Origin of the sequence: Micromonospora sp. WMMD710, assembly GCF_029626045.1 — a bacterium.
In the GTDB taxonomy this organism is placed as follows: Bacteria; Actinomycetota; Actinomycetes; order Mycobacteriales; family Micromonosporaceae; genus Micromonospora.
Window position 1 is genome coordinate 5573641 of the sequence record NZ_JARUBD010000001.1, and the last position, 18095, is coordinate 5591735.

16 protein-coding genes, 1 tRNA gene and 2 pseudogenes are annotated in these 18095 nt (G+C 71.5%); 10 read left to right on the top strand and 9 right to left on the bottom strand.

The features are described from left to right. Positions 1–42 precede the first annotated feature (42 nt). The 3 genes from O7620_RS25845 to O7620_RS25855 are packed head-to-tail and all read left to right on the top strand — an operon-like array spanning position 43 to position 2850. Positions 43–735, top strand: a complete 693-nt coding sequence (locus tag O7620_RS25845; protein ID WP_151490112.1) for a response regulator transcription factor — start codon at positions 43–45, stop codon at positions 733–735. Beyond that, entirely contained in the window at positions 728–2194 is a 1467-nt protein-coding gene (locus tag O7620_RS25850; RefSeq protein ID WP_278125649.1) for a HAMP domain-containing sensor histidine kinase, read from the top strand. The genes O7620_RS25845 and O7620_RS25850 overlap by 8 nt, the downstream gene beginning before the upstream one ends. Before the next feature lie 56 nt (positions 2195–2250). Continuing rightward, complete coding sequence (locus O7620_RS25855; protein WP_151490114.1) at positions 2251–2850, top strand: hypothetical protein; 600 nt, start codon at positions 2251–2253, stop codon at positions 2848–2850. Positions 2851–2893: 43 nt separating this feature from the next. Here the strand turns inward: O7620_RS25855 and O7620_RS25860 are convergent, their stop codons facing one another. Then, positions 2894–5077 carry a glycosyltransferase family 39 protein gene (locus O7620_RS25860; protein ID WP_278125651.1) on the bottom strand — a complete coding sequence of 728 codons (2184 nt, stop codon included), beginning with the start codon at positions 5075–5077 and terminating at the stop codon, positions 2894–2896. A 124-nt stretch (positions 5078–5201) separates the two neighbouring features. On the opposite strand from O7620_RS25860, the gene O7620_RS25865 reads away from it, so the two are divergent. Next, complete coding sequence (locus tag O7620_RS25865; protein ID WP_278125653.1) at positions 5202–5909, top strand: glycosyltransferase family 2 protein; 708 nt, start codon at positions 5202–5204, stop codon at positions 5907–5909. Positions 5910–6002: 93 nt separating this feature from the next. Here O7620_RS25865 and O7620_RS25870 read toward each other — a convergent pair. Both O7620_RS25870 and O7620_RS25875 read right to left on the bottom strand, forming a co-directional pair. After that, positions 6003–6239: pseudogene (locus O7620_RS25870) on the bottom strand (transketolase); the annotation flags it as partial. A 5-nt stretch (positions 6240–6244) separates the two neighbouring features. Next, positions 6245–6795, bottom strand: a pseudogene (locus O7620_RS25875) (transketolase); the annotation flags it as partial. A gap of 59 nt (positions 6796–6854) precedes the next feature. Here O7620_RS25875 and soxR point away from each other — a divergent pair. Continuing rightward, positions 6855–7310: a redox-sensitive transcriptional activator SoxR gene (gene soxR, locus O7620_RS25880; protein WP_151490116.1), complete on the top strand. Its 456-nt coding sequence runs from the start codon at positions 6855–6857 to the stop codon at positions 7308–7310. Here soxR and O7620_RS25885 read toward each other — a convergent pair. Continuing rightward, on the bottom strand, positions 7293–8270 hold the full coding sequence (locus tag O7620_RS25885; RefSeq protein ID WP_278125655.1) for an NAD(P)H-quinone oxidoreductase: 978 nt from the start codon (positions 8268–8270) through the stop codon (positions 7293–7295). The genes soxR and O7620_RS25885 overlap by 18 nt on opposite strands. A gap of 255 nt (positions 8271–8525) precedes the next feature. Between O7620_RS25885 and O7620_RS25890 the strand changes: the two genes are divergently transcribed. Beyond that, positions 8526–8612: transfer RNA gene (locus O7620_RS25890), tRNA-Ser, on the top strand. Between the two features lie 707 nt (positions 8613–9319). Next, positions 9320–9685 carry a hypothetical protein gene (locus O7620_RS25895; RefSeq protein WP_151490118.1) on the top strand — a complete coding sequence of 122 codons (366 nt, stop codon included), beginning with the start codon at positions 9320–9322 and terminating at the stop codon, positions 9683–9685. A gap of 448 nt (positions 9686–10133) precedes the next feature. Here O7620_RS25895 and O7620_RS25900 read toward each other — a convergent pair whose 3' ends face one another. Then, positions 10134–10289 (bottom strand): hypothetical protein, encoded by a 156-nt coding sequence (locus O7620_RS25900; protein ID WP_278125657.1) that lies wholly within the window; start codon positions 10287–10289, stop codon positions 10134–10136. A 143-nt stretch (positions 10290–10432) separates the two neighbouring features. Between O7620_RS25900 and O7620_RS25905 the strand changes: the two genes are divergently transcribed. Further along, entirely contained in the window at positions 10433–10975 is a 543-nt protein-coding gene (locus tag O7620_RS25905) for a YbhB/YbcL family Raf kinase inhibitor-like protein (RefSeq protein ID WP_278125659.1), read from the top strand. A gap of 70 nt (positions 10976–11045) precedes the next feature. On the opposite strand, the gene O7620_RS25910 is transcribed toward O7620_RS25905, so the two are convergent. Then, positions 11046–11756 (bottom strand): class I SAM-dependent methyltransferase, encoded by a 711-nt coding sequence (locus tag O7620_RS25910; protein ID WP_278125661.1) that lies wholly within the window; start codon positions 11754–11756, stop codon positions 11046–11048. A gap of 211 nt (positions 11757–11967) precedes the next feature. On the opposite strand from O7620_RS25910, the gene O7620_RS25915 reads away from it, so the two are divergent. Beyond that, positions 11968–13860 (top strand): hypothetical protein, encoded by a 1893-nt coding sequence (locus O7620_RS25915; RefSeq protein WP_278125663.1) that lies wholly within the window; start codon positions 11968–11970, stop codon positions 13858–13860. Positions 13861–13864: 4 nt separating this feature from the next. Here the strand turns inward: O7620_RS25915 and O7620_RS25920 are convergent, their stop codons facing one another. From O7620_RS25920 to O7620_RS25930, 3 genes are all read right to left on the bottom strand, one after another. After that, positions 13865–14644, bottom strand: coding sequence for an IucA/IucC family C-terminal-domain containing protein (locus tag O7620_RS25920; protein ID WP_278125664.1), 780 nt, complete (start codon positions 14642–14644; stop codon positions 13865–13867). 260 nt (positions 14645–14904) lie between these two features. Then, on the bottom strand, positions 14905–15810 hold the full coding sequence (locus O7620_RS25925; RefSeq protein ID WP_278125665.1) for a hypothetical protein: 906 nt from the start codon (positions 15808–15810) through the stop codon (positions 14905–14907). Further along, complete coding sequence (locus tag O7620_RS25930) at positions 15807–16325, bottom strand: SigE family RNA polymerase sigma factor (protein ID WP_278125667.1); 519 nt, start codon at positions 16323–16325, stop codon at positions 15807–15809. The genes O7620_RS25925 and O7620_RS25930 overlap by 4 nt, the downstream gene beginning before the upstream one ends. Before the next feature lie 177 nt (positions 16326–16502). Between O7620_RS25930 and O7620_RS25935 the strand changes: the two genes are divergently transcribed. Beyond that, positions 16503–18032, top strand: coding sequence for a peptide deformylase (locus O7620_RS25935; RefSeq protein WP_278125668.1), 1530 nt, complete (start codon positions 16503–16505; stop codon positions 18030–18032). Positions 18033–18095: the final 63 nt, after the last annotated feature.

The following is an 18095-nucleotide window of genomic DNA, read 5'->3' on the forward strand; positions in this document are numbered from 1 at the left end:
GTACCGATCGCGGCGACGCCACCGGTCGGCAATCATGGGCCGGTGACCGTCGACCCGCCGCACCGCGGGCTCGTCCTCGTGGTCGAGGACGAGCCGGCCATCGCCGACCTGGTTCGGCTCTACCTGACCCGCGACGGGTTCGGCGTCCACCTGGAGCGCGACGGCGAGGCCGGCCTGTCCGCCGCCCGCCGCCTGCGTCCGGTGGCCTGCGTCCTGGACATCGCTCTGCCCGGCCTGCCCGGCACCGAGGTCTGCCGGCGGCTGCGGGAGGCCGGCGACTGGACACCTGTCATCTTCCTCACCGCCCGTGACGACGAGGTCGACCGGATCGTGGGCCTGGAGCTGGGTGCCGACGACTACGTCACCAAACCGTTCAGCCCTCGTGAGCTGGTCGCCCGGGTCCGCGCGGTGCTGCGGCGCTCCGCCGGCGGTCCCGAGGGCGTCGACCGGCCACGCGTCGTCGGTCCGGTGACCCTCGACCCGGCCCGCCGGACGGTCACCGCCGCCGGCGTACCGGTGCAGCTCACCTCCACCGAGTTCGACCTGCTGGCCCACCTGATGGCCCGGCCCGGGCGGGTCTTCACCCGGGAGGAGCTGCTGGCCGGGGTGTGGGGTTACGCCGCACACGCCGGCACCCGCACGGTCGACGTGCACGTCGCCCAGGTGCGGGCGAAGCTCGGCCCGGCCAGCGTCATCCGGACCCACCGCGGCGTGGGGTACGCCGTCGATGCCTGAGCATCCCGGCCGCGCCGAATCGCCGACCATGGCGCTGCCCGTGGTCGGGGTCGGCCCGCCACCCGCACCCCGGCGCAGCCGGTGCGGCCGGACGCTGACCGCACGAGCGGTGCTGGTCACCTGCGCGGTGGCGCTGGTGTCGGTGCTGGTCACCGCGATCGTCGCGGTGCCGCTGGCGATCCGTGGCGCCGAGCGCCGCGATCAGGAGGCGCTCGCCGCGCAGGCCCGGCTCGCCGCCGAGGTGCTGCGGACCCGGCTGGACCGGGGCCGCACCGCCGACGAGGAGCGGCTCATCCAGCAACTGCGCGACCAGGGCATCGACGCGTACCTGATCCGGCGGGGCGCGGTCGACCGGCCGGGCCTGCCGCCCCGGGTGGTGCAGCGGATCGGGCAGGGCCGCAACGTGTCGGTGCGTCGCCCGGTCAACGGCGAGCGTGCCCTGGTCGAGGGTCGGGCGCTGCCGAACGGCAACGGGGTGGTGCTCTCCCGCCCCTCGGCGAACGGGCTGTGGGCGCAGGTGCTGCTCAGCCTCTGGTTACCGCTGCTGGCGGGGCTGGCCGCCGGAGTGGTGGCGGGTCTGCTGCTGGCCCGCCGCCTGGCCCGCCCGATCCGCGTCGCCGCCACCGCGGCCGCCCGGTTGCGCGCCGGTGACCGCGCGGTACGGGTGCCGGTCGAGCCACCGGACGAGGTCGCCGACCTGGCCGAGGCGCTGAACGGGTTGGCCGCCGCACTGGCCACCAGCGAAGGCAGGCAACGGGAGTTCCTGCTCTCCGTCTCGCACGAGCTGCGCACCCCGTTGACCGCGATCCGGGGGTACGCGGAGGCGCTCGCCGACGGCGTGCTCGGCGCGGACGACACGGTCGACACCGGCCGGACGGTGCTGGCCGAGGCCCAGCACCTGGATCGGCTGATCGGCGACCTGCTGGCGTTGGCCCGGCTGGAGGCCGCCGACTTCCCCCTCGAACCGGTGCCGGTGGACCTGACCCGGCTGGCCATGGACGCCGAGCCGACCTGGTCCGGCCGGTGCGCGGCGGTGGGCGTGCCGTTCCGGGTGGAGACGCCCGGTGAGCCGGTGCCGGCGTACACCGATCCGGGTCGGATCCGGCAGGTGGTGGACGGGCTGCTGGAGAACGCGCTGCGGGTCGTACCCCCGGGTGCGCCCGTGGTGCTCGCGGTCCGGCCGGCCGGTGCGGACCCGGCCGCCGGCGGTGTGCTGGAGGTCCGCGACGGCGGACCCGGCTTCACCGACGACGACCTCGCGGTGGCCTTCGAGCGGGGAGCGCTGCACCAGCGGTACCGGGGGGTGCGCAAGGTCGGCAGCGGGCTCGGGTTGGCGCTGGCCGCCGGGCTGGTCCGTCGGCTCGGCGGTGAGATCACCGCCGGTCACGCGCCGGAGGGCGGCGCCGCCTTCACGGTCCGGCTGCCCGGTGATCCTTACCGGACCCGAACATCGGCCTGACGCTCCGCTCGTCATCGCAGGGCAGTCTGAGGTCTCCACGGACGAGAGGGAACGTCATGCCACGTTGGGGATTCGCCACCGGCACCACGGCACTGCTCGCGGCGGTCACGCTCGGCGTCAGCGGCTGCGGTGCGGCCGAGGTGGCCAGCCAGCCCGCCCGCGAGGCGGCCGTCGACGTCGCCGCCGCGATGGGGGTCGAGGGTCAGGCGCTGGCGGCGATGGGCTTCGACGCCGACGACCTGGACGTGCAGACCGTCGCCGCGCCGGCCACCCCCACGCCCGGTGCCTCCCCCACCGCGCAGGACAAGGCCAAGCAGAAGCGGGGCGAGGATTGGCGCAAGCGCCGCCAGGCCCGTGTGCTGCTGCGCAAGAACACCCTGCACGGTGAGGCCGTGGTGAAGACCAAGGACGGCGGTACGCAGACCGTCGCCGTGCAGCGTGGTGAGGTGACCGCGATCGACGGCGACTCGATGACCGTCAAGTCCACCGACGGCTTCACCATGACCTGGACCTTCGGCGACGACCTGCGGGTCGTCGAGCATCGGGCCACCGTGCAGGCCAGCGACGTCAAGGTCGGTACGACGCTCGGTGTCGCCGGTGCCAAGGACGGCGACAAGGGCGTGGCCCGGCTCGTCCTCATCCCGCGCGACAAGTGAGCGACCAGGGGCCCTGGCCGACGCCAGGGCCCCTGTCGCCCGGTCAGCGGCCGGGCGGCAGCGCGTAGCCGACGTAGTCCCGGAACTCCAGCCGCCAGCCGGCCGGAACCAGCTTGGCGCAGGCCGGCTCGCTGCCCGTGCAGACGATGGCGTCCACCGAGGACGGATCGGCCGGCGGGCGTTCCGGCAGCACCGACTGCAACGCCACCAGCTCCGGCGAGCCTCCGTCGGGCTGCCGCAGCAGCAGCCACCACGGGTACTCCCAGTTGTCGTTCTGCTGCACCAGCCCGATCCGGCGGGCACCGCTGTCGCGGACCGCTGCCGCGGCCCAGCGAAACTCGTCGGCCCACTGGGGGCGACGCAGGAACCGGGTGTCCCAGTCCGAGGTGGTGAAGACCGAGCCGGCGCCGACCAGCCGGCGCGGGAAGCCGTAGGACAGCGCGAGCACCCCGGCCAGCGCCGAGGTGGCCAGCACGGTGGCCGCCGTGACCGTGGCCACCGACCGTCGTGCCGCCACTCCGGCCGTACCGGCTGCCGGGTTGGTGTGGCGACGGAGGAGCGCGTCGAGCCAGAGCCCGGCCAGCGGCACCGCGAGCACCAGGGCGTACAGGATCAGCCGGTTGCCCCACGGCTGCCACTTGATCATTGACGTGTGCAGCAGGACGGTGGCCAGCACCACCACCGCGTACGCGCGCAGCGGCCCGATCTGCCCGGGGTCGATCCGACGCGGTCGGGCGAGTGCGACGGCCGCACCGATCAACGTCAGCGCACCGGCGATCGGGAACGCCACCCGGTCCTCGTCCGGATACCAGGCGGGCTCCGGAAAGATCTCCCGACCGAAGGTGATGGCGCGGTCCTGCGGGTCGACCCCGATCGCGTCGGCGCCGCCGATGATCGCGTCGGCCCCGACCCGGCGCAGCGGCCCCACCGGCGTGTCGAACGCCGTGTGCCCGATCCGTAGCGCGTTGACCAGGATGGACGCCGGGTCGTGTCGTTCCATCGGGATGGACTCGCGCAACCGGGGCGGCCCCAGCGGGTGCCCGAACTCGGCGGTCACCCGGGCCAGGAACGGACCGACGACCACGGCGGCGACGAGCAGGATCAGTACCGAGCCGCCGACGACGCGACCCACCCCGCCGACCCGCACCCGGCCGGCCGGTGCCCGGCTGGCCAGGACGAGTCGGAGCTGGGCCAGCCCCCACAGCACCAGCAGCGGGCCGACCGCGATGAGGCCGCTGGTCTTCGTCACCGCGGTCAGACCGGTGGCCGCCCCCAGGCCGAGCAGCGTGCCCCAGCCGGTCCGCCGGCGCAGGCCGTCCAGCACGAGGGTCGCCGCGCACGCCACCCACGCCGCGCAGACCAGGTCGGTCTGCGTGCTGGTCGCCTGGAGGGCCACCATCGGCGTCGTCGCCAGGACGAAGGCGGTCAGCAACTGGGCCCGCCGGCCACCGCCGAGCTGCGCGGTGATCCGTGCGGCCACCAGTAGGCACAGCACCCCGGCGGCCCACTGCACCAGGTTGTGCAGCGCGTCCCCGCCGGTGAGCAGGCGCAGGTGCAGCAGCAGGTATTCGGCACCGGGCGGGATGGTCACCTGTCGGTGGATCGCGGTGGGCCAGAAGTCCAGGTCACCCTGGGCGACCCAGTGCTCCACCTTCGGTAGGTGGTACGTCTGCGAGTCGAAGTTGTTCGGCTCGGCCAGCAACGCGGCCAGCAGCTCCACCAGGACCAGCCCGCCGACCGTGCCGGCGAGCAGCCGCTCGCCCCGACCCGCCGTACGCCAGGTGTCGACCGCCACGGCGAGTAGGCCGGCGAGCGAGCGGCCGGTCCCGGCGGGCGTGGCGGCGGGTTCGGCCGGACCGCCGTCGTCGACCGGAGCGGATGTCCCGGGGCCACCGCCGGACACCACGGCACCGACCGGCACCGGCCGGAGTACGGCGGCGGGCGGCTGCGCGACCCGGGTCGCCCGCCGCTGCCGCAGGCCGGCGGCTATCGCGGTGACGGCCAGGAAGAGCAGCCAGGAGACGGTGAACGCGGTTCGGGTCAGCGCGTGCAACGCGCCGAGAACCTCGACGACGAGCACCGCGTACGCTGCCGTGAGCAGGGCGGCGCGTACCACGGCGAGTCGCAGCACAGCCACCGCGCCGACCTCGCGCGGCCTCGTCGTGACGGTGAGCAGGAGCACCGAGGCGGCGGGAACCGCCGCGAGCAGGGAGCCGGCAGCCGACATGGCCGGAAGTAAACACCATCCGCCTGAACCCGCCACGCCGACCGCCCGACGATGGCGGCCAGCGTCGAGCTGACCAGCCAGGCTAGGCTATGCCCGACGTGTTGTCGCCACCGTGGAGATTCCCGTGAAGCTCTCGATCCTCATGCCGGTCTACAACGAGGAAGAACGCATCGCGGATGCCCTCAAGCAGGCATTGGCGGTGGACTATCCCTGCGAGATCGAGCTTGTCGTCGTCGACGACGGCAGCCGGGACGGCACCGGCGAGATCCTCGGTCGCGCCGACGACGCGCGTCTGCGGGTCATCACCCACCAGCGCAACGCCGGCAAGGGCGCGGCCATCAAGACCGCGGTGGACAGCGCCGAGGGCGACTACATGGTCATCCTCGACGCCGATCTGGAGTACGACCCGCAGGACATCCCCAAGCTGCTCGACCCGGTGCTCGACGGGCGGGCCACGGTGGTCTACGGCAATCGCACCTTCGGCAGCCACAGCGCCTACAGCTTCTGGTACGTGATGGGCAACAAGGGCGTCACGATGGCGGCCAACGTGCTGTTCAACTCGTACATCGGTGACCTGGAGACCTGCTTCAAGCTGATGCCGGTGGCGCTCTACCGGTCGCTGGAGGTGCGCTCGCGCGGCTTCGGCATGGAGGCCGAGGTGACCGGCAAGCTGCTGCGCCGCCGCATCCGCCCGTACGAGGTGCCGATCAGCTACCGGGCACGCGGTCGGGAAGAGGGCAAGAAGATCACCTGGAAGGACGGCGTCGAGGCGATCTGGATCCTCGGCCGGGAACGCGCCCGCCGCCGTCCCGCCGTGTCACCCGCGCGCTGATCCCAGGAACCCGCTGATCGACCGCCGTAGGCCGGCGGCGTCCAGCCCGTGCCACCGGATGTGGTCGGCCGCGTCGCCGTACCGGCGCAGGTCCGCCCGGCCCACCAGGAACGTCGCGTACGAGTGCACGATGGGTCGCAGCCCGGTCAGGGCGAGGCCGCGGCCACGCCGATCATCAGTTGCTCCCGGATGCCGACGTTGAGCACCCGGGTCGGGGTGCCGCTGCCCGGCCGGGGCGAACTGGCTGACCGAGATGTCGGCCAGCACCAGCGCGGCGCGGGGGTCCTCGTCGAGCAGATCGATCGTGGTGTCGATGAAGGCGGTACGCACGACGGTCATCCCTTCCTCTCGACGCGGGCGACCACCAGGTGCGGTTGTCCCGGCCGGTGCCCGGTCAGCGCCGTGTACAGGGCGGTGTGGTCGCGGCCGTCGACCGTGTCGGCGGTCCACCCGTTGAGGGTGAACCGGCTGGCGATGCCGCCCGCCCACCCGTGCGTGGCGGACGAGTTGTCGACCACTATCGCGGTCAGGCTCTCCAGGCCGGTCGCGCCCGCGTAGGCGATCGCCTCGTGGTTGGACCCCTCGTCCAGTTCGGCGTCGCCGAGCAGCACGTACACCCGGGGTGTGAGCAGGCCCTGCGCGCGCAGGCCGAGGGCGGTGCCGACGCCCAGCCCGAGGCCGTGGCCGAGCGAGCCGGAGCTGATCTCCACCACCAGCACCCGGTCCGGGTGGTGGCCGAGGCGGCTCTGCGGCCCGCCCAGGTCGTCGAGCCAGTCCTCGGGGATGAAGCCGTGGGCGGCGAGCACCGCGTAGTACGCGGCCGGACGTGCCCCTTGGAGAGCAGGAACCGGTCCCGTTCCGGGGCGTCGACGGTGTCGGGGGTGAGTGTCGTGGTCATGCCACTACTCTGTGACTTGAAGTGCGCTTCAACTCAAGGACCGGGTGATGCAGGACTCATTGACGATCGGGGATCTGTCCGCCCGGTCCGGGGTGGCACCGTCCGCGCTGCGCTACTACGAGCGGCTCGGCCTGATCCGCGCCGACCGTACCGGCGGCAACCAGCGCCGCTACGCCCGCGCCGAGCTGCGGCGGGTCGCCTTCATCCGGATCTCCCAGCAGGTCGGCGTCTCACTCGACGAGATCCGCGAGGCGCTGGAATCGCTGCCCGAACGACGTACACCCAGCCCGGCCGACTGGGCGCGGCTCTCCGCGAGCTGGCGCGGCCGGCTCGACGAGAAGATCCGACTGCTCACCAAGCTCCGCGACGACCTCGACGGCTGCATCGGCTGCGGCTGCCTGTCCCTGCAACGCTGCATGCTCAACAACCCGGGCGACAACCTCGCCAAGGAAGGCCCCGGCGCCCGCCTCCTGCTGCCGCCTGCCTCACCCGAGGGTGAGTAGCACCTTCCCGACGTGGTCGCTCGCCTCGACCAGCCGGTGCGCCTCGGCCGCCTCGGCCATCGGCAGCCGCCGGTCCACCACCGGCCGTACCGCGCCGGCCGCGACCAACGGCCACACCTCATCGCGTACGCCCCGGACGATCTCCGCCTTCTCCACCAGCGGCCGGGAGCGCAGCGCGGTTGCCGACACGCTGGCCCGCTTGGCCAGCAACGCCCCGAGATCCAGCTCGGCCTTGCGGCCACCCTGCATCCCGATCACCACGAGCCGGCCGCCGGTCGCCAACGCGGCGACGTTGCGCCCCAGGTAGGACGCACCCACGATGTCGAGGATGACGTCTGCGCCGTGACCGTCGGTGGCCTTGCGGACCTCCTCGACGAAGTCCTGCTCCCGGTAGTCGATCGTGTGCGCAGCGCCCAGCTCACGCAGCCGGGAATGCTTCGCCGTGCGGGCGGTCGCCAGCACCGTGCCACCGAGCGCCGCCCCGAACTGGATCGCGAACGTGCCGATCCCGCTGCCCCCGCCGTGCACCAGCAGCGTGTCGCCGGCACCGAGCCGGCCCACCCCCACCACGTTCGACCAGACCGTGCAGGCCACCTCCGGCAGCGCCGCGGCGTCGACCAGGTCCACGCCCGCCGGCACGGGCAGCAGTTGGCCGGCGGGGACCGCCACCCGCTCGGCGTACCCGCCGCCGGCCAGCAGCGCGCAGACCTCCTGGCCGACCGCCCATCCGGTCACCTCCGGGCCGATCGCGTCGATCACCCCGGAACACTCCAGACCGAGGTACGCGGGCGCGCCCGGCGGCGGTGGATAGTGCCCCTGCCGTTGCAGCAGGTCGGCACGGTTGACGCCGCTGGCCCGGACTCGGACGATCACCTCGCCGGGGCCGGGCTCGGGATCGGGGACTTCGGCCCAGACCAGCGTGTCGGGTCCACCGGGCTGCGTAACGGTGATGGCTCGCATGCCCCCAGTCTCACCCGCCGCGCTCCCCGCCGCAGGCGCACCCCCGGGTCGGGTCGGCGCTTGATCAACTCGGGTTGTAGGAAACCGGGCCATCGGAGTCGTCGGGACGCCCCGGTTTCAGGGATCCCGAGTCGATCACGCCACAGTGGACGTCGCTGCTGCGGTCTGGCCGGCGCTTTCGGGGAGGGACGCTGAGCCTGCCGGCGAGCGCCGTGGCAGACTGTTCATGGCCGCGCACTCACGGGTGGCGGTCCGGGAGGGTTCGCCTAGTGGCCGATGGCGCTGGTCTTGAAAACCGGTAAGGCAGCGATGTCTTCGTGGGTTCGAATCCCACACCCTCCGCCGATCGCCGCGTAGCGCTGGTTCGCAGCCGGTGGTGTCTCCGAGACCGTCAGCGAGCTTTCTTTACGCCCTGATGGCGTGCGCGCGAACAGGTCCGACAGCGACGTTACATTCGCAGGTTGGGTGAACCTGCCGGTGCCTTTGTCCGTCCTATCAGCCGAATGCCCAGCACTGGGCCTGGTCGAGGGGACGTCGGTATGGGCACAGAAGCTGGCAAGAACCAGCAACAGCAAACAGCAGTGATCGATAGGATCAACGCGCGGCGGGTCCGCCCGGGTTCGGGTGGTGGAAGCGACAGGTATCAGGGCGCGCGTCGGGCGAATGTGCGGGGTTGGTCCGGTCCGCGGCGTTTCGCGTTCACCGCCGGATTCCTCGGCGCGCTTCTGGCCGTCCTCGCGGTCAGCCTCAGCGCACGTCCCGATCACACAACCGGCCAAGCCGTCGTGTTGCCCTGGATGACCGGCGGCGCGCCCGACCAGGTCGCCTCCGGTCCGGCCCTCGCCACCCCGCCGGCGGCCACCCCCACCCCTGGGGGGTCCGCCACATCCGAATCGTCACCGACACCCTCGGCGACTACCGTTTCGGCTGCGGCTGTGCCCACCCCGGCCGGATCGGGGTCACCGGTCACGCCGCGAGCTGCGGCAGGTGCCACGCCACGACCGGCGTCGCCCACTCCGCCCCCGTTTCCAGCGGCCAGTCCGGTCGCCGTGCAGGCGGAGGACCCGGGTAACGAGCTGCACGGCGCACTGGTGGGGAAGTGCCCGACCTGCGAGGGCGGTGCCAAGGTCATCTACCTCGGGGGAAGCAACTATCTCGTGGTCCACACCGCTGTCGCCGTAGCGGGACGATGGAACGTGTCGGTCTCCTACGAAAGTGCCGTTTCGCGGCCTCTCAAGGTCGGCGTCAACGGTGCGAGCCCGCGAACGTTCACGGTGGCGGGTGGAGGCGATTGGCTGACGCCGAAGGTCTTCACCTTCCCTGTCGATCTGACGGCAGGGCCGGTGAGTTTCAGGTTCTACCACGAAACTGACCAAATGCCCGATCTCGACAAGGTGTTCCTCAGTCCCGCCTAGGATTTCCGACAGACTGTTCCGGCTCAGGAGTTCGCAGGTTGTACGGCCGGTGCGGCAGTGGCGAGCGCCGTTGAGCCGTTCGTGGGTTCGAATCCCACACCCTCCGCTCATCGACGGACATCTCATTGCTGCCTATGGTCGGGGTACGCGATGTGCCCGATGCTGCGAGGTGCCTCCATGTCCGATCAGCAACTCACTCCCGGTAGTTGGTGGTGCGGTTGGCCGTTGACCCGGAGGGGCAGCGGCTAGGCCGCCGCGCCCTGAGGCGGGAGGACGCCGCTCGTGACCAGTCCGCCGACAGGCCCGAATCCGGTGCGGGCCGATGATTGGGGAGATGCCCACCACCGCCAGGACGGCGGTGCGAGCGGTGGCGGTGACGGAGTTGCCGACCATCCCAGCGGGCGAGTTGTACGAACGCTTCGTTCCTGGACCCGTTGATCGCCGACGGCTACGTGCCCTCGGGCTCGTCCCGTCGGGCCTCGCGGATCGTCGTGTCGGCGAGCCGTTCGACGGCGCGGCGACGCTCCTCGGCGAGCGCGTGCTCGTCCGGTTTGCGCAGGGCGCCGACGACGGCGACCAGAAAGTCCCGCCAGATGCTGAGCAAGAAATTTCCCCCGTGGAATGGTGCAGGGAAATCACCCTAACCGTCGCCCCGTGATCCGGCACACCCCCCACAATCGGTCGTTCCGCAGCGGGGAAGGGGTATGAAGAGGCAGGTATCTGCCCACTCCGGAAGGACGCGTCCCGATGACCCTGGAACGACCGATCGCCCCGGACCCGTACGAGCTGCTGCCGACGGTGCCCTCGTTCACGCTGACCAGCGACGACGTGCAGAACGGCGAGCCGATGGACGTCCGGCACGCGCACGCCAGCGCCGGTGGTGAGAACGTCTCCCCGCAGTTGACCTGGTCGGATTTCCCCGCCGAGACCAAAAGCTTCACGGTGACCTGCTTCGACCCCGACGCGCCGACCGGCAGCGGCTTCTGGCACTGGCTGCTGGTGAACGTGCCGGTCGGCGTCACCCAGCTGCCCAGCGGTGCGGGTGGCGCGGCGGGCACCGACCTGGGTGGGGCGTTCTCGGTCCGTAACGACTACGGCGAGCAGGGCTACGACGGTGCGTCTCCGCCGCCCGGTGACCGCCCGCACCGGTACGTCTTCGCGGTGCACGCCCTGGACGTGGACCGCCTGGACCTGACCCCGGACGCCAGCCCCGCCTACGTGGGCTTCAACCTGACCTTCCACACCCTGGCGCGAGCGGTGATCCGCCCGACGTACCAGATCAAGGAGTGAGCCGTACCCCCGCGATCTTGTACTTTTCGCCTGTGGGCGGGTGCAAGATCGCGGGGGTGGCGGGGTGCGGTCAGGCGGGGACTCGCGCCACGGCGAAGACGGACTGGCCGAACGGCGGGCGGACGAGTTGTTCGGCGGCCTTTGTCGCCGGGAGCACCAGGGTGTCGTACACCTTGACCATCGGGCCCTCCTTCGGCATCAGGCGGAAGACCTTGGTCGCCATGAAGTAGCCGATCAGCCCGAGCGCGTTCGCGTAGTGGATCTTCTCCACCGTCAGGCCGGCCGCGGTCATCGCCGCTTCGAGGCTTTTCTTGGTGTAGCGGCGGACGTGCCCGGTGGCGATGTCGGCCGGGCTCATCGCGAACTCGAAAGCCGGCACGATGATGATCACGGCGCCGCCGGGGCGGACCAGGTCGCGCATGCTGCGCAGCGCGCCCACGTGGTCCTCGATGTGCTCCAGCACGTTGTACGAGACCGCGGCGCTGTAGTGCCCCTGGTCGTTGTGCGGCAGCAGCATCTGTCGGACATCGATGCTCGGCTGGTCGGCGAGGCGTTCCTTGAGCTGCACCAGCCGGTCCGGGTCGGCCTCCGTGGCGGTGAACCGGGGCAGCCGCTGTGACCATTCCAGCGCGTAGTCACCGAGACCGCTGCCGATCTCGATCGGGTCGTCGCCGAGGTACGGCACCGCCAGTTCGACGAACCAGCGACGGTGGTTGACAGCTGTCGCCAGGCCCTCCAGCACCTCGGACTGGACGCGCTGATCCCCAGTGATTTCTGCCATGCGTCGATTCCTCACGATATGAACTCGACCCGTGCCTGGACCGACAGAGTGAATCATCCACTGGGACGGCAGAAGAATCGGGGCATCGGGGTAGCCGAATTGTGGTCGGGGGTGGGCACGTGATCGGCGGTCGGCGAACCCGGCACATAGTACGGCAGTACCCCGAAACATGTCACGGCGACGTCATACGCTGGCTACCCTACGAATTGTCATGACTACTCCTGAACCGGACGCGCGCGGCGAGGGTCCGGCTGTGTCCGGCGAGGGTCCGGCTGCCCCGCGCGACCGCTCGCCCGTGCCCGACGGCGGCCCGGCCACACGGTCGACGGCGGGCGCGGTCGACGACGGTGCGCCGTTGCGCCGCAACGGGAAGCGGGCCGACCTGGTCGCGGTGCTGAGCTTCGTGGCGCTCGGTTTCTGGGTCACCGGGCGGCTCTGGTTGGACCCGGGCAGCGGGGTGCGGGACAACCGGTCCGATCAGTCGCAGTTCGAATGGATGATGGCGCACGGTGCGCGGGTCGTCACGCATTTTGCCTACCCTTTTCATTCGGACCGGATGAACGTGCCGGACGGCGTGAATCTGATGGCGAATACGTCCGTATTATCCATTTCGCTGCCAATGACGCCGGTCACCCTGCTCCTGGGGCCACGCGCGAGTTTCCTGGCCTTTCTCACCCTCGGAATGATTGCCACCGCCACCGCCTGGTACCTCCTGCTGTCCCGGGTCCTGATCGGTGCCCGAGGCCCGGCCTGGCTGGGCGCCGGCTTCTGCGCGTTCGCGCCGGCCATGGTGTCGCACGCCAACGGACACCCGAACATCGTGTCGCAGTTCGTCGTCCCCTTGATCATTTGGCGCACGCTGCGTCTCGGCGAGCCCGGCCGCTGGCTCCGCAACGGCGTCCTGCTCGCGCTGGTGATCGTCTGGCAGGCGTTCCTCAACCTGGAGATCCTGCTGATGACCGCGATCGGTCTCGGCGTGGTCGTCGGCGTACTCGCCCTCGGCCGCCCGGCCCTACGGGCGCGGGCGCGGCCGTTCCTCGCCGGCCTGGCCGTCGCCGCGGTAGTCGCGGGTGTCCTGCTGGCGTACCCGCTGTACGTGCAGTTCTTCGGACCGGGCGCCTACTCCGGGCTGTCCCGCCTGATCCGCGGCTACTCCAGCGACCTCGCCTCGTTCGTCGCGTACTCCCGGGAGTCCCTCGCCGGCAGCCCCCGCACCGCGGCGGGCCTGGCCAAGAACCCGACCGAGGAGAACAGCTTCTTCGGCTGGGCGCTGCTGGTGCTGGCGATCGCCCTGGTCTGGTGGATGCGCCGATCGATCGTGGTGCTCGCGTTGGGTGCGCTCGGGTTGCTCTTCGCGGTGCTCTCGCTGGGCCGGGAGGTCCGCTTCGACGGTCGGGGCACCGGGGTGCCGGGGCCGTGGGCGGCGCTGGAGAACCTGCCGATCCTGCACTCGGTGGTGCCGACCCGGTGGGCGTTGGCGATCACCCCGATCGTCGGGTTGCTGCTCGCGTACGGTGCCGAGCGCGCTCGTGAGCTGGCCCGCTCGCACCCCGCTGCCCGGCCGCAGATCCGTTTCGCCACCGCCACCGTGCTCACCATGGCCCTGCTGCCGATCCTGCCGACCCCGCTGCCCGTGGTCGACCTCGACCCCGTCCCGTCCTTCGTGACGAGTGGGGCGTGGCGGCCCTATGTGACGGGTGGGCGCAGTGTGGTGACTCTGCCGCTGCCGGACACCAACTACGCGGAGCCGCTGCGCTGGTCCGCGGTGACCCGGCTGGACATGCCGCTGGCCCGCGGCTACTTCCTCGGCCCGGACACCCGGCCGAACGCCGAGGCGCCGAAGGTCGCGCTGTTCGGTGCCCCTCCCCGCCCCACCAGCAGCTTCTTCGCCACCATCCGGCGCACCGGAGCCGTGCCACCGATCACGCCACAGAGCCGGGTCAAGGCGGTCGATGATCTGCGCTACTGGCGGGCCGGGGTGGTCATCCTCGGGCCGCACGAGCACGAGGCGGCACTGCGCCGGGGGATGACCGAGCTGACCGGGATCCAGCCGGTCTTCACCGGCGGCGTGTGGGTGTGGGACGTGCGGCAGCTGACCGACTGAGGTGTCAGCTCCGGACGCAGCAGCCCTGGCACACCTTGGGGCTGGGCAGCGTGAACGCGAGGCAGCAGGTGCGTCGCTGCACACTCGGCTCGCCGCCCGGCCCCGGCACCAGCTCGACCAGGTCGGCCAGGTCGAGCGCGCCGAGCAGGGTGTCGATGCTCTGCACCGTGGAACCGGGCAGCCCGTCCGCGGCACGCAGGATGCCGTGCGCGATGCCGGAGGCCACCGATCCGAGCAGCGTACGGGTGCCCACCCGGACCTCCGCCTGGATCGCCGTGATCAGCGGAGCCAGGTGGGCGTCGAGCAGGGAGGCCCGCAACACGGCCAGCAGCTCCGCCTCGTCGGAGACGACGCGGACCTCCGGCAGGCCGGCGAGCGCCAGGGGGTCGCTCGGCAGGACCGCCACGGCGGTGCTGCGCCGCAGGCCCAGCGTCAGCAGAGGGCGGTGGTCCTCGAAGTGGATCAGCACGTCGGCCGGGTCGAGCAGGGGCACCCGGCGGGCCGAGGCCCAGCCGAGCACGACCGGAAGCGCCGTCCAGTAGCTGTACGACTTCCAGGCCAGCGCCGCGCAGGCATGCGGGGTGCCGCCCCAGCGGACGGCGGCGGCGCGCAGCAGCTCCGGCAGCCGGCTGCCGTCAATCAGGGTGGTGGCTGGCGCCCAGCCGAACTCGTCGTCGACCAGCAGGCCCCGGGCGAGCCCGGGCAGGTCGTCGGTGCCGAACATGGAACGCAGGGCCGCGGTGACGGGGGCGAGCGGCGTGGCGGTCACGTCCCGCCTCGGCATCACCGCTGTCACCTGAGTCGTCCCCCGTCCGACTGACCGGGAGCGTGCCCCGGCGGACGACCCGTGCCGTCCTGAGCTAAGGCTAGCCTAACAAAGCCGGCTGGTCTCAGTGAGTGTCGGAACGTGGGCGACAAGTTTCCGACGGCAACCCGACGGCAACCCGGCGGCAACCCGGCGGCGATTCCGGCATCGGCCCCCAGACCGGGACGACAGGTGAGGCCCCGGATCACGTACCGCGATCCGGGGCCTCGGCAGCGCGCTCAGTCGTTCAGGCCGCAGTCCTTGGCCGGCGTCGGAGTGCAGGACAGCTTCTGGTAGCCGGGCGGCGGGGGGACCTCCAGCTTCGCCTGATTCTCAGCGGTGCGGGGCAGCCACTCGTAGTCGCTGGTGGTGGTGCCGGTGAAGCCCTTGGCGACCACGCGTACCGGCAGGTAGGACTTCGTGTCGACCCAGATCTGCATCGACTCCTCGGCCGCCTTCGCCTTGTCCATGGCGCTGCCCGGACCGCCCAGCCACTGCAGGTGCAGGGCCTGCTTGCCGTTCACCGTCTCCTTGCCGACAAGCGTCACCTTCCCGCTGTCGACCGCGCGCTTGAAATCGGTGGGGTTGAGCCCCGGCGGCAGCGACTGGATCCGGTTGCTGGCGGCGGCCCCGAGCTGGTTGACCTCGAAGGTCCACCACTTCTTCTTGTCATGGTTGAACTCGGTGGCGGCGGAACCGTCCAGTACGACGGTGAACGAGCGGGTCTCGCCGAAGAAGATCTGGTTGTCCTGCCGTTCCCGCTTGCTGGTGGGGTCGCTCCAGGCCTCGATCATGCTGGCCGGCTTGCCGTCGCGGCCCTGGTGTGCGGACTTCTCGTACCGGATGTATGTGGGCAGTTCGCTCAGTGCGGTGGCGGTCTGCTCGGCGACGTAGCTGACGGTGAACATGTCGGCGGTCTCCGGTGTGGTGCTGCTGCCGCCCCCGGGAGTGAGGACCAGCGAGGCGGCCACCGCGGCGGCGGCGATCACCGGCACGGCAGCGGCGAGACCCAGGGTCCGGGTGCGGCGCCTGTTCTTGCGGTGGAGGGTCTCGGTGAGGCCCGATGGTGCGTTCATCGCGTACGTCTCCTCGTGTAGCCGGTCGCCCAGCAGTCGGCCCAGCTGTTCGTCGTCGAAAGCGGTCATTGGGAAGCCCTTACCTCTTGGGTCTCGTGAAAGTCGCCGAGCAGTTCGCGCAGCCGGGACAACGCGCGCGAGGTGTACGACTTGACCGTTCCGGTCGAGCAGCCGACGAGTTCCGCCGTCTGCTCGATGGACAGGTCCTCGAAATACCGGAGGACGATCACCTGTCGCTGCCGGATCGGTAGCTGCGCCAACGCGGCGGTGACCGTCTGCCGCTCCCCGATGCCGTCGAATCCGGGATCGGGGGAGCGGAACGCATCGGGGTTGTCCGGCAGCGCCGTCTCCCGGGGGCGCCGCAGAAGAGCCCTGATCCGGTCGCGAGACAGATTGACCATCACCTGCCGGGTGTACGGCTCAGGTGCGTCACGGGCCTTCGGCCAGCGACGCATCGTACGGAGCAGGGCCGTCTGCAGCAGGTCCTCTGCGTGGCCACGGTCCCCGGTGAGGAGGTACGCGAGGCGCAGGAGCGCTGCGGACCTCTGTTCGACGAACGTGTCGAAACTCGCATCAACTCTCACGGAAGAAAGAACTCCGCCGGCCGGACGGGGGTTGCCAGCAACGGCGGCCGTGACAATAAGGGGCGGCAGGATCGACGTCCCTCGCTGGATTGTCAAGTGGTGTGTCGGCAAGGTGCCATATGCGTGTGCGCTCGGCCACGGAACGTGAAACTAATACTCCCGGCCACGAGGAAGCCGATGACGATCTCCCCCCTCGATCGGGCTGCCGACTCCTTCGCGGCCGAGCTCGCCCGACAGCGGACCGGGCGAGGGCTGTCCAAGAAGCAACTGGCCATCCTGATGGGGTTCGACCCGTCCTACGTCAGCCACGTCGAAGGGCGCCGGCACCGCCCCACCGAGGACTTCGCCCGCCGCGCCGAGTCCGTCCTGGAGGCCGGCGGCGCGATCTGGCAGCGCTTCCGGGAGTACGACGACGTCCGCCACGCCCGCTCCGGCCAACCGCCACGGGAGTCACCCCTTCCCGGCCAGTGGCTGCCACCCGGCACCGGTCTCGTGGTGGAGCGGGAAACGGCCACCCTCGTCCACACCGACGGCGGCTACCGGTGCGTCATCCACCGTGAGCTGTACAACGCCGGCACCGAGCCGGTCACCCGCTACCTGGTCCGGGTCGCCGTCGACCGCTACCCGAACGACCCCGGCCGCTCCAACCGGCACCACCGGGAGCACCCCCTCACCTTCGCCGAGCTGCAACTACAGGCCCGCCGCGACGACGGCGGCGGCGACCCGGAGCCGATGCACTGGCGGGCCAAACACGACCGGGACGCGTTCAAGGAGATCTGGCTGCTCTTCGAGAACGGTGAGCGGCGCTTCCCGCTCTACCCCGGCGACCGGGCCACCATCGAGTACGCGTACAGCGTCGGCCAGGACAAGTGGGGGCCGTGGTTCCAGCGGGCCGTCCGCCTGCCCACCCGGCACCTCGCCGTACGTCTCGACCTGCCGGCGGCGCTCGACCCGCAGGTCTGGGGCGTGGAGACCTCGCTCTCGGCGGAGGAGGGCCCGCTGCGTACGGCGCCGCAGCGACACGACGAGGGCGACCGGGCGATCTTCGACTGGCAGACCGACGACCCTCCGCTGAACGCCCGCTACCGGATGCAGTGGCGCCTCCGCGCCCGCCCGGACACCGAACCGGACGTCGACACCGCCGGGACCCGGGTGCGGCCCAGCGACCGGATGCGCGGGATCGGCATCGTCCAGCGCGGCGCCGACCTGCTCCGCCAGCGGGCCCGCCCGTTCGACCTGCCCGCCGAGGAACAGGTGGCCCGCAACATCGTCGACCGGCTGACCGCGGTCGTGGTCCGGCTCGACGAGTTGCACCCGTTCAGCAAGGGGGTGGGTGTCGCCGCCCCGCAGCTCGGCATCGGCCGGGCGGCGGCCGTGGTGCGGCCTCCGGACCGGGCGGCCGAGCCGGTCGTGCTGCTCAACCCCCGGGTCGTCGACGGCGACCCGGACACCGACGAGCAGTACGAGGGCTGCCTCTCCTTCTTCGACCACCGGGGTCTGGTGCCCCGTCCGCTGCGACTGGACGTGGAGCACGCCCAGTGGGACGGCAGCCGGATCATCACCTCGTTCGAGTTCGGCATGGCCCGGCTCGTCGCACACGAGATCGACCACCTGGAGGGCCGGCTCTACGTCGACCGGATGGCACCCGGCGTGCCGCTCGTGCCGGTGGAGGAATACCGGGAGACCGGGCAACCCTGGCGGTACTGACCAACGAGGGGGACCGGGGCGCGCGCCCCAGGGGGCAGGGGCACGCGCCCCGGTGTGGGGGGA